The 378-nt window shown below is 63.5% G+C and carries 1 protein-coding gene; it reads right to left on the bottom strand.

Annotated features, from left to right (window positions below; translation table 11 throughout):
* On the bottom strand, nucleotides 1–303 hold a 303-nt coding region (locus tag SM191_RS19650), incomplete at its 3' end, for a transposase (protein WP_341507672.1).
* Nucleotides 304–378: the final 75 nt, after the last annotated feature.

The raw sequence follows: 378 nt of genomic DNA, 5'->3' as shown, positions 1-378 counted from the left end.
GTGAACCTTGATGCAACTGCTATCGATGAACAGCCGGTCCGGTGCGCCGTCAGCACCCGCCAGCGCGCTGAAGATGCCTTCCCAGACACCGCGTTCGGCCCAGCGCACGAACCGGTTGTAGAGCGTCTTCTTCGGCCCATACACGTCCGCGCAGTCCGCCCAGCGCCCTCCACAGCGCAGCGCATGCACGATCCCGCTCAGCACCCGGCGATCATCCACCCGTGCCTTGCCGCGCACGCCGGTCGGCAGCAGCGGAGCGATCCGCTCCCACTGCGCATCCGAAAACCAAAAGAAATCCGTCATTCCACCACCTCCTCGCAGAGCCAGTGAATCACCATCATGCAGGAAACGGAAGACGGTTATTGGGTCCGGACCCTA

Origin of the sequence: Sphingomonas sp. 2378, assembly GCF_038084995.1 — a bacterium.
Classification (GTDB): domain Bacteria; phylum Pseudomonadota; class Alphaproteobacteria; order Sphingomonadales; family Sphingomonadaceae; genus Sphingomonas.
The sequence above is the reverse complement of the archived record's forward strand: the minus strand, read 5'-3'. Positions and strand labels throughout refer to the sequence as shown.